Origin of the sequence: Actinosynnema sp. NPDC023658 (assembly GCF_040639995.1) — a bacterium.
Classification (GTDB): Bacteria; Actinomycetota; Actinomycetes; order Mycobacteriales; family Pseudonocardiaceae; genus Actinosynnema.
Genome location: NZ_JBFAAX010000195.1, coordinates 1 through 10,201, shown reverse-complemented (window position 1 = coordinate 10,201; position 10,201 = coordinate 1). Strand labels below are relative to the sequence as shown.

Annotated in this window: 10 protein-coding genes; all 10 read left to right on the top strand. The window is 70.5% G+C overall.

Annotation, left to right across the window (positions count from 1 at the left end; genetic code table 11):
• Window positions 1-476: cell division protein FtsQ/DivIB (locus AB0G02_RS20325; protein WP_360796600.1), on the top strand; the 476-nt coding region annotated here is incomplete at its 5' end.
• 84 nt (window positions 477-560) lie between these two features.
• Window positions 561-1,073, top strand: a complete 513-nt coding sequence (locus tag AB0G02_RS20320; protein WP_360796597.1) for a DinB family protein — start codon at window positions 561-563, stop codon at window positions 1,071-1,073.
• 209 nt (window positions 1,074-1,282) lie between these two features.
• Window positions 1,283-2,620, top strand: a complete 1,338-nt coding sequence (ftsZ, locus tag AB0G02_RS20315) for a cell division protein FtsZ (RefSeq protein ID WP_360796594.1) — start codon at window positions 1,283-1,285, stop codon at window positions 2,618-2,620.
• A gap of 168 nt (window positions 2,621-2,788) precedes the next feature.
• The gene (gene pgeF / locus AB0G02_RS20310; RefSeq protein WP_360796591.1) at window positions 2,789-3,493 is read left to right on the top strand and encodes a peptidoglycan editing factor PgeF; all 705 of its coding nucleotides are present in this window, start codon (window positions 2,789-2,791) and stop codon (window positions 3,491-3,493) included.
• Window positions 3,490-4,188 (top strand): YggS family pyridoxal phosphate-dependent enzyme, encoded by a 699-nt coding sequence (locus AB0G02_RS20305; protein WP_360796588.1) that lies wholly within the window; start codon window positions 3,490-3,492, stop codon window positions 4,186-4,188. The genes pgeF and AB0G02_RS20305 overlap by 4 nt, the downstream gene beginning before the upstream one ends.
• A 71-nt stretch (window positions 4,189-4,259) precedes the next feature.
• Window positions 4,260-4,883: a cell division protein SepF gene (locus tag AB0G02_RS20300; protein WP_360796585.1), complete on the top strand. Its 624-nt coding sequence runs from the start codon at window positions 4,260-4,262 to the stop codon at window positions 4,881-4,883.
• A gap of 20 nt (window positions 4,884-4,903) precedes the next feature.
• Window positions 4,904-5,188 (top strand): YggT family protein, encoded by a 285-nt coding sequence (locus AB0G02_RS20295; RefSeq protein WP_360796582.1) that lies wholly within the window; start codon window positions 4,904-4,906, stop codon window positions 5,186-5,188.
• Window positions 5,189-5,232: 44 nt separating this feature from the next.
• Complete coding sequence (locus AB0G02_RS20290; protein WP_360796578.1) at window positions 5,233-6,048, top strand: DivIVA domain-containing protein; 816 nt, start codon at window positions 5,233-5,235, stop codon at window positions 6,046-6,048.
• Between the two features lie 28 nt (window positions 6,049-6,076).
• Window positions 6,077-6,601, top strand: coding sequence for a hypothetical protein (locus AB0G02_RS20285; RefSeq protein WP_360796575.1), 525 nt, complete (start codon window positions 6,077-6,079; stop codon window positions 6,599-6,601).
• A 430-nt stretch (window positions 6,602-7,031) separates the two neighbouring features.
• A complete protein-coding gene (gene ileS / locus AB0G02_RS20280) occupies window positions 7,032-10,139 on the top strand; it encodes an isoleucine--tRNA ligase (RefSeq protein ID WP_360796572.1) in 3,108 nt (1,035 codons plus the stop codon).
• Window positions 10,140-10,201 lie beyond the last annotated feature (62 nt).

Genomic DNA, 10,201 nt, shown 5'->3' with positions numbered 1-10,201 from the left:
CGCTGCTCCAGCTGCACCTCCACCCCCCCGCCTCGCTGTTCCGCCACCTGCCCCCCCTCTCCTGGCTCCCGGTCGAGCCTCTCGAGGCCCGCACCGTGCGGCAGACCGTGCACGAGCTCGAGCCGGTCGGCGTGATCACCGCGCCCGACGGCGCGCACCTGATCGACGCGACGGGCAAGGACTACGCCACCGTGGTGCAGCCGCCGTCCGGACTGCCCGAGCTGAAGGTGGCGCAGGTCGCGGTCGTCGCGGCGGTGACCGTGCTGACGCAGGTGCCCGAGGCGTTGCGCGAAGAGGTGCTCAGCGTCGCCGCGGACTCGCCGTCGGACGTGCGGCTGACGTTGACCGCCGGTCGGCAGGCGCGCTGGGGCTCGGCCGACGACACCCCGCGCAAGGCCGCCGTGCTGCAAGTCCTGCTGACCCGCGAGGGCACGGTGTTCGACGTGTCGAGCCCGGAACTGCCGACCGTCTCGTAAACCCGGTGGTGCGGTGAACCTGCCCACATCACGTATCCGGGTAAGTCGATCGTCCCCGGGCGTCGTCGCGGTGATACTTCGGGGATGGCCCAGACGCCGGTGGACAACCGGATTTCACTGCCGCACACCGGCGACGAGCGCACGCTGCTGTGCGGTTTCCTGGACTTCCTGCGCGGGACGATCGAGTTCAAGTGCGCGGGCCTGTCCGACGCCGACGCCGGTCGACCGGTGCTCCCGTCGCAGCTCAACACCGCCGCGGGCATCGTCAAGCACCTGCGCTGGGTCGAGCACTACTGGTTCGAGATGGCACTGGCCGGCAGGCCCATGCGCGCGCCCTACACCCGTGAGGACCCGGACGCGGATTGGCGCATCGAGCCGGGCGAGACGATCTCGGGATTGCTCGACGACTACGCTGCGCAGTGCACGGTGAGTCGGGAACTCGCCGCGGGCCTCGACCTCGACCACGAGGTGGCGTTCCGCGGCGACGAGCGGCTTTCCGCGCGCTGGGTGCTGATCCACATGATCGAGGAAACGGGTCGGCACGCGGGGCACCTGGACGTGGTGCGGGAACTGCTCGACGGGGTGACCGGCGAGTAGAGACCGCTCACCCGGTCAGGACACAACACGGCGTGGCTGCTGGACCGAGGCATTCCTGATGCATAACGTCCAGCAGGAACATACGGGGTTGACATAACTCTGAACCTCTGGTTGAGAGTTTCAATCCGGGTGGAGATCCGTCCGGGCTGTGACACCGGTGGTCATCCACTCCAGCACATGAGCACGGACACGATCAGGAAGGCGGACCGATGACGCCCCCGCACAACTACCTCGCGGTGATAAAGGTCGTCGGCATCGGCGGTGGCGGTGTCAACGCCGTCAACCGCATGATCGAGGTCGGGCTCAAGGGCGTCGAGTTCATCGCGGTGAACACCGACGCCCAGGCGCTGCTCATGTCGGATGCCGACGTGAAGCTCGACATCGGCCGCGAACTCACCCGCGGCCTGGGAGCCGGCGCCAATCCCGAAGTCGGCCACAAGGCCGCCGAAGACCACCGCGAAGAGATCGAAGAAGTCCTCAAGGGCGCGGACATGGTGTTCGTGACCGCGGGCGAGGGCGGTGGTACGGGTACCGGTGGCGCACCCGTCGTCGCCTCGATCGCCCGCAAGCTCGGCGCGCTGACCATCGGTGTGGTCACGCGACCGTTCTCGTTCGAGGGCAAGCGCCGCGCCAAGCAGGCCGAGGACGGCATCCAGGCGCTGCGCAACGAGTGCGACACCCTCATCGTGATCCCGAACGACCGGCTGCTCCAGCTCGGGGACATCGGCGTCTCGCTGATGGACGCGTTCCGCTCCGCGGACGAGGTGCTGCTGTCCGGTGTCCAGGGCATCACCGACCTGATCACCACGCCCGGTCTGATCAACCTGGACTTCGCCGACGTCAAGTCGGTCATGTCCGGTGCGGGCAGCGCGTTGATGGGCATCGGTTCGGCCCGCGGCGAGGGCAGAGCGGTGCAGGCCGCGCAGAAGGCGATCAACTCGCCGCTGCTGGAAGCGTCGATGGAGGGCGCGCACGGCGTGCTGCTCTCGATCGCCGGCGGCAGCGACCTCGGGCTGTTCGAGATCAACGAGTCGGCCTCGCTGGTGCAGGAGGCGGCCCACCCCGACGCGAACATCATCTTCGGTACGGTCATCGACGACTCGCTCGGTGACGAGGTGCGGGTGACGGTGATCGCGGCCGGTTTCGACAGCGGCGGCCCGACGCACAAGAAGTTGGAACCCCAGGCGCTGTCGAGCCCACCGCGCGGCACGCCCGTCGCGGCGGGCACCGCCGGTCAGCTGAGCCACGCGCAGCCGCCGCAGGTCCAGCAGGTGCCGCAGGTCCAGCAGCAGCAGATCCAGCCGCAGCCCGTGCAGCAGGTGGAGCAGCCGCCACCGGTCGTGCAGCAGCGCCCGACCGTGCCGCAGCAGTCGCAGCCGGGCCAGGGCAACGGCCAGACCTCGTACACCACGCCGCAGCCGACCATGCCGAGGTCGCTGTCGCCGAACGTGCAGGGGAACACCAGCGGGTCGTTGCCGAGCCGGGCCGTGCCGGTGACGGACGACCCCGACGACGAGGTCGACGTGCCGCCGTTCATGCGGCGCTGACCCGCGAGTCGAACACCGGACCCCCGAGGTCCGCGTCCAGGACGGCACCCGCCGACCCGAACGTGGAGCTCGGGGGTCCGGTGCGTCCGGCCGGGGGCCTACCGTGGTTCGCGGGTCCGGCGAGCGGGACCCGAGCGTCGGACCCGCGGGGTCTGGGAAGCTGGGGGCGTGCGCATCCGTCGTGTCCTCACCACCCGCGAAGGCGGCGTGTCGAAAGCTCCCTACGACTCCTTCAACCTGGGCGACCACGTCGGTGACGACCCCGACGCGGTCGCCGCCAACCGGCGTCGGCTGGCCGAGGGCATCGGGTTGACCCCGGACCGGCTGGTCTGGATGGAACAGGTCCACGGCCGCACGGTCGGGGTCGTCGACGGGCCCACCGCCGAACCGCTGGAGGCCACGGACGCCGTCGTCACGGCCCAGCCGCGGCTGGGGCTGGTCGTGCTGACCGCCGACTGCGTGCCGGTGCTGCTCGGTGACCCCGAGGCGGGCGTGATCGCCGCCGTGCACGCCGGGCGGGTCGGCGCGCGGGTCGGGGTCGTCCCGGCCGCTTTGGACCGCATGGTCGAGCTGGGCGCGAGCAAGGACCGGGTCGAGGTGCTGCTGGGGCCGGCGGTCTGCGGCCAGTGCTACGAGGTGCCCGCCGCGATGCGCGACGACGTCGAGCAGCACCTGCCGGGCAGCGCGTCGAAGACCAGGTCCGGCAAGCCCGCCCTGGACCTGCGGGCGGGCATCTGGCAGCAGCTGGCCGACGCGGGCGTGGCGAGGATCGGCGTCGACCCGCGGTGCACGGTGGAGGAGAAGTCGCTGTTCAGCCACCGCCGCGACCCCGGCACGGGCCGGCTCGCCGGCGTCGTCTGGATGGAACCGTGAACCGGCGCGAGGAGCTGGCCCTGTCGCTGGCCGAGGTCAGGGAGCGCATCGCCGACGCCTGCGCCGCCGCGGGCAGGTCGGTGGACGAGGTCGAGCTGCTGGCCGTCACCAAGACGTTCCCGGTCGAGGACGTGGTGATCCTCAGCGACCTCGGGCTCACCGCGTTCGCGGAGAACCGCGACCAGGAGGCGAGCCGCAAGACCGCCGAGTTCGCCGAGCTGCGGCCGGGCGCCGCGGCGAAGTGGCACATGGTCGGCTCGTTGCAGCGCAACAAGGCCAAGTCGGTCCTGCGCTGGGCCGACCGGGTCGACACGGTCGACTCGACCCGGCTCGCGGACGCCATCGCCAAGGCGGCGACCGAACCCACCGAAGTGCTCGTCCAGGTCAGCATCGACGGCGACGAGACCCGCGGTGGTCACCCGATCGGTGACCTTCCGCGACTGGCCGATCACGTAGCACGATCGAGTGAACTTATTTTCCGGGGTGTGATGACCGTCGCACCCCTTGGGATGTCTCCACAGCAGGCGTTTGCCGCTCTTTATGAAGCGGTAACCCGCTTGCGGGCCGATCATCCCGGTGCCACCGTGATCTCGGCGGGGATGAGCGGTGACCTGGAGGATGCCATCGCACACGGATCTACGTGCGTGCGTGTCGGAACAGCGTTGATGGGCAGCCGGAGACTAGCCTCGCCGTAACTGTCTGGAACCTCTGGGACGGCCGCGACGTCCTTGCGGGTAGGGATCTCGGCGGAGGAAGGGCTCGAGCCATGAGCGGGTTTCACAAGCTGAAGGCCTACTTCGGGATGGTTCCCGCCGAGTACGCCGACGACCCGGCCGCCTACGAGGACGACCGCCGCTACGCGGACTACCGGTCCGAGTACGCCGACGCGGACGACTACGACCAGCGGTACCCGGAGCAGCGCACCGCCCGCCGCCGTTCGTTCAACGGCTACCGCGCCGAGCTCGACGACGCGGACGACTACGAGCAGCCGGAGCGCGGTGCCCGCCCGCGGCGGCCGTGGACCCCGGAGACGCACGGAGCGCTGGCCGTGGAGCCGCAACGCGAGCCGGTGGGCAGGCTGCGGCCCGCCCCGGAACCGGCGAACCACCAGCTGGGCCGCATCACCACCCTGCACCCGCGCAGCTACAACGAGGCGCGGACCATCGGGGAGCACTACCGCGACGGCACGCCGGTGATCATGAACCTCACCGACATGGACGACGCGGACGCCAAGCGCCTGGTGGACTTCGCGGCCGGGTTGGCGTTCGCGCTGCGCGGCTCCATCGACAAGGTCACCAACAAGGTGTTCCTTCTCTCACCGCCGAACATCGACGTCACGGCGGAGGACCGGAGGCGGCTCGCGGAGGGCGGGTTCCTCAACCAGGGGTGAGTGATGGCACAGTTGATGCTGTGGATGCCCTCTGGCTCGTGGTCTACTACGTGTTGTTCTCGTTCTGGCTGCTGCTCACGGCGCGTGTCGTGGTGGAGCTCGTCCGTAGTTTCGCCAGGAGTTGGCGGCCTGCGGGCGGTGTCGCGGTGGCGCTCGAGACCGTCTACACCGTGACCGACCCTCCGGTCCGCTTGCTGCGTCGGATCATCCCGACCGTGCGGATCGGCGGCGTCGGACTGGACTTGTCCATTATTGTGCTGTTGCTGGTCGTTATCATTCTGATGCGAGTAGCCGATCCCAGGTGAGGGGACCGGGGATGTCCACAGCCCAGAGTGCGTGAGGTGATCTGATGCCGTTGACCCCCGCGGACGTGCACAACGTCGCGTTCAGCAAGCCGCCGATTGGCAAGCGGGGCTACAACGAGGACGAGGTGGACGCGTTCCTCGACCTGGTTGAGGGCGAACTGGCCCGACTGATCGAGGAGAACAACGACCTGCGCCAGCAGGTCGAGCAGCTCGACCAGCAGGTCGAGACCGCGCGTGCCGACCTCGAAGACGCCCGGGCGAAGGTTGCCGCGGGCGTCGGCCCGAGCCGCGTCGTCGACGAGCCGCGCCGGCTCGCACCGGTGCCACCCCCCTCGGCGCTGGAGCAGACGTCGCCCGGCGGTGGTGGGGACCACCACGTCCAGGCCGCGAAGGTGCTCGGGTTGGCCCAGGAGATGGCCGACCGGCTCACCGGCGAGGCCAAGGCCGAGGCCGACGGGATGCTGTCGGAGGCCCGGACCAAGTCCGAGCAGCTGTTGTCCGAGGCGCGGTCCAAGGCCGACACCATGGTCAACGAGGCGCGCACGCGTGCCGAGACCATGCTCAACGACGCGCGAACCCGCGCCGAGACGCTGGAGCGGCAGGCCCGCGAGAAGGCCAGCGCGCTCGACCGCGACGCGCAGCGCAAGCACGCCGAGGTGATGGGCAACATCACCCAGGAGAAGAACACGCTCGAGAAGCAGATCGACAAGCTGCAGACCTTCGAGCGCGAGTACCGCACCCGGCTCAAGACGATGCTCGAGTCGTCGTTGCGCGACCTGCAGGACCGTGCCCCCGCGGCGCCGTCCGAGGGCCGTCAGCAGGGTGGCTACTCCTTCGGGGCGCGCGCCGAGGCCGGCTGATCGGCGTTGCTGATCTAGTCTGCTGCGCGTGCTCTCCATAGTCCTGCTGTTGGTGCTGGCAGCCCTGGGGTTGCTCGTGCCCGCGCTGACCAGCGCCCAGACCTACTGGGCCTGGTTGTCCGTGGGTGCGAGCGGGGCCGCGGCCGTGGTCCTGGTGCTCGACTGGTGGCTTCGCCGCCGGTCGAGCCCCGGGGCTGCCGGCACCGCAGTCGTCGACCACCCGGTCGTCACCGGTGATCGACCGCTCCCGGCGGACGAGACCGGGTCCGACACGCCGGGCGTCCGACACGATCAGGTGGACCTCGAGCCCGGCGAAGAGGACACCGACGCTGCCGACGCCCTGGTGGTGAGCGAGCTCACCGACGAGGTGCGGGTGGTGGACGAACGTCCGCGCTACCACCTCCCCGAGTGCGTCTGGCTCGGGTCGCGGTCCACCTTCGGCCTGCCGGTCGACGAGGCCCGCCGGCTCGGGTTCACGCCGTGCGCGGTCTGCCGCCCGGACGCCGGCCTCTCCGCCCGCAAACGGGCCGCCGACCGGTCGGAACCCGCCTAGTCCGGTCCGAGCCGATCCGCCGGACCCGCCGTGCCGGAGCCGACCCGCCCGAACCTTTACGGCCGACGTTGCCGAACCTGCCTGACCTGACCTGCCTGACCGAACCTGCCTGGCCGGAGTCGATCCGGCCGAAGCCGCCCGGCTGCTCCGCGTCGCGCGGGCGGAGGGCGTCGGTGCGCACCTGGTCAAAGCGGTTTGCGCCGTTCGGCTACCCTGGGTGGTAGCACGGCGTTGATCCGGCCATCACCGGGGAGCCTCCGGAAGAACGGGCGCGGTCGCGCCTCAGTAGAGCCGGACGGGAGCGGCCCGTCACAGCCGTCGAAAAGAGAGGCCAGTGCCCTCGCGCCCTGGCAAGCGGGGTGGTACCGCGGTGCGCCGTGACCGGCGTGTCGTCCCCGTGAGCCGGTCGACGCACGCGAGGAGCAGCACGATGGCCTACCCGAAGGCAGGCGAGGGTTCCGTTCCCTCCCAGCCGTCCTTCCCCGCCCTCGAGGAGGGCGTGCTCGACTTCTGGAAGTCCGACGGGACGTTCCAGGCGTCGATCGACGCCCGCCCGGCCGGGGACAACGGGGCGAACGAGTTCGTCTTCTACGACGGCCCGCCGTTCGCGAACGGCCTGCCGCACTACGGCCACCTGCTCACCGGGTACGTCAAGGACCTCATCCCGCGCTACCAGACCATGCGCGGCAAGCACGTCGAGCGGCGCTTCGGCTGGGACACCCACGGCCTGCCCGCCGAGGTGGAGGCGGAGAAGCAGCTCGGGTTCTCGTCCAAGAGCGAGATCGAGGCGTTCGGCATCGAGAAGTTCAACGAGGTCTGCCGCACGTCGGTGCTCCGCTACACCGACCAGTGGCGCGACTACGTGACCCGGCAGGCCCGCTGGGTGGACTTCGACAACGACTACAAGACCCTCGACCTGGACTTCATGGAAAGCGTCATGTGGGCCTTCAAGACCCTGTGGGACAAGGGTCTGGTCTACGAGGGCTTCCGGGTGCTCTGGTACTGCTGGCGCTGCGAGACGCCGCTGTCCAACACCGAGACGAAGATGGACGACACCTACCGGGACCGGCAGGACCCGGCGGTCACCGTCGGCCTGCGCCTGGAGACCGGCGAGCTCGCCCTGGTGTGGACGACCACGCCGTGGACGCTGCCGTCGAACCTGGCCGCCGCCGTGCACCCGGACGTGGACTACGTGACGGTCGAGGCGAACGGCGAGCGCTACCTGCTCGCGGAGGCCCGCGTGCCCGCGTACGCCCGCGAGCTGGGCGAGGAGCCGCCGGTCGTGGCCCGCGTCAAGGGCGCGGACCTGGTCGGGCGCAAGTACGCGCCGCCGTTCGACTTCTTCGTCGGCCGGGAGAACGCCCACCAGGTGCTGGCCGCCGACTACGTCACCACCGAGGACGGCACGGGCATCGTGCACATCGCCCCGGCCTTCGGTGAGGACGACAAGGTCGTCACCGACGCGGCGGACATCGAGGTCGTCGTGCCGGTCGACGCGCACGGCCGGTTCACCGCCGACGTGCCGCCGTACGAGGGGCAGCAGGTCTTCGAGGCGAACAAGGCGATCATCCGCGACCTGAAGGAAGCGGGCCTGCTGCTGCGCCACGAGACCTACGACCACCCGTACCCGCACTGCTGGCGGTGCGACACCCCGCTGATCCAGCGCGCGGTGTCGTCGTGGTTCGTCGCGGTCTCCCGGTTCAAGGACCGCATGGTCGAGCTGAACCAGCAGATCAACTGGGTGCCCGAGCACGTCAAGGACGGCCAGTTCGGCAAGTGGCTGGAGAACGCCCGCGACTGGAACATCTCCCGCAACCGGTTCTGGGGCTCGCCCATCCCGGTGTGGGTGTCGGACGACCCGGCGTACCCGCGGGTGGACGTCTACGGCTCGCTGGACGAGCTGGAGCGCGACTTCGGCGTGCGCCCGACCGACCTGCACCGGCCCACGATCGACGACCTGACCAGGCCGAACCCCGACGACCCGACGGGTCGGTCGACCATGCGGCGGGTGCCGGAGGTGCTGGACTGCTGGTTCGAGTCCGGCTCGATGTCGTTCGCCCAGGTGCACTACCCGTTCGAGAACCGCACGTGGTTCGAGGACCACTACCCGGGCGACTTCATCGTCGAGTACAACAACCAGACGCGCGGCTGGTTCTACACCATGCACGTGCTGGCCACGGCGCTGTTCGACCGGCCGGCGTTCCGCAACTGCGTGGCGCACGGGATCGTGCTGGGCGACGACGGGCAGAAGATGTCCAAGTCGCGCAAGAACTACCCGGACGTCAACGAGGTGTTCCACCGCGACGGGTCCGACGCGATGAGGTGGTTCCTCATGGCGTCCCCGATCCTGCGCGGCGGCGACCTGGTGGTGACCGAGCGCGGCATCCGCGACGCGGTGCGGCAGGCCGTGCTGCCGTTGTGGAACTCCTGGTACTTCCTGGCCCTGTACGCCAACGCGGACGGGGTGGAGGGCACCTGGCGGACCGACTCGCCGCACGTGCTGGACCGGTACGTGCTGGCGAAGGCGCACGACCTGGTGGCCGGGGTGACGGCGCAGCTGGACGCCTACGACGTCTCCGGCGCGTGCGCGTCGATCCGGGAGTTCCTGGAGGTGCTGACCAACTGGTACGTGCGGCGCTCGCGCGACCGGTTCTGGGCGGGCGAGCAGGACGCGATCGACACGCTGCACACCGTGCTGGAGGTCGTGTGCCGGGTGGCCGCGCCGCTGCTGCCGCTGACCACGGAGTCGGTCTGGCGGGGGCTGACCGGTGGCCGGTCGGTGCACCTGGCGGACTACCCGTCGGTGGCGGACCTGCCCGCGGACGACGAGCTGGTGGCCGCGATGGACCAGGTGCGGCAGGTGGCGTCCACGGCGTTGTCGCTGCGCAAGTCCAACCGGCTGCGGGTGCGGTTGCCGTTGGCGAAGCTCGTCATCGCGGCGGCGGACGTGGCTCCGCTGGCGGCGTTCACCGAGGTGCTGCGGGACGAGGTGAACGTCAAGGAGGTCGAGCTGACCACGGACGTGGACGCGCACGGCCACTTCCAGCTCGCGGTCAACGCGCGTGCCGCCGGTCCCCGGCTCGGGCCGGACGTGCAGAAGGTCATCAAGGCCGTGAAGGCGGGTGACTGGCAGGAGGTGGACGGCAAGGTCGTGGCCGCCGGGATCGAGCTGTTCCCGGAGGAGTACGAGCAGCGGCTGGTCGCCACCGACCAGGGCGCCACGGCGGCGTTGCCGAACAGCGGCGGGCTGGTCGTGCTGGACACGGTCGTGACCGAGGAGCTGGCGGCCGAGGGCGTGGCCCGCGACCTGGTGCGCGTGGTGCAGCAGGCGCGCAAGGACGCCGGGCTGGACGTGTCGGACCGGATCCGCCTGGTGGTGCAGCTGCCGTCGGACGCGGAGGACGCGGTGCGCCGGTTCGAGGCGTTCGTGAAGGAGGAGACCCTGGCCGAGTCGGCCGAGTACGGCGAGGTGGCCGAGGGCTCGGACGGCGTGGTCGGGGACGGTCGGAAGGTCCGGGTCGCGGTGACCCGCGTCTGACCTGCCCCGGACGGGGGGGGTGGGCGCGGCCCCCCAACACCCCCCCCGCGGCCCCGCCCCAG

Bases quoted from the DNA above. Each gene is read 5' to 3' on its own strand.
- ileS (WP_360796572.1), top strand. From the start codon at position 7,032: ATGGCCTACCCGAAGGCAGGCGAGGGTTCCGTTCCCTCCCAGCCGTCC.
- AB0G02_RS20320 (WP_360796597.1), top strand. From the start codon at position 561: ATGGCCCAGACGCCGGTGGACAACCGGATTTCACTGCCGCACACCGGC.
- AB0G02_RS20290 (WP_360796578.1), top strand. From the start codon at position 5,233: ATGCCGTTGACCCCCGCGGACGTGCACAACGTCGCGTTCAGCAAGCCG.
- ftsZ (WP_360796594.1), top strand. From the start codon at position 1,283: ATGACGCCCCCGCACAACTACCTCGCGGTGATAAAGGTCGTCGGCATC.
- AB0G02_RS20300 (WP_360796585.1), top strand. From the start codon at position 4,260: ATGAGCGGGTTTCACAAGCTGAAGGCCTACTTCGGGATGGTTCCCGCC.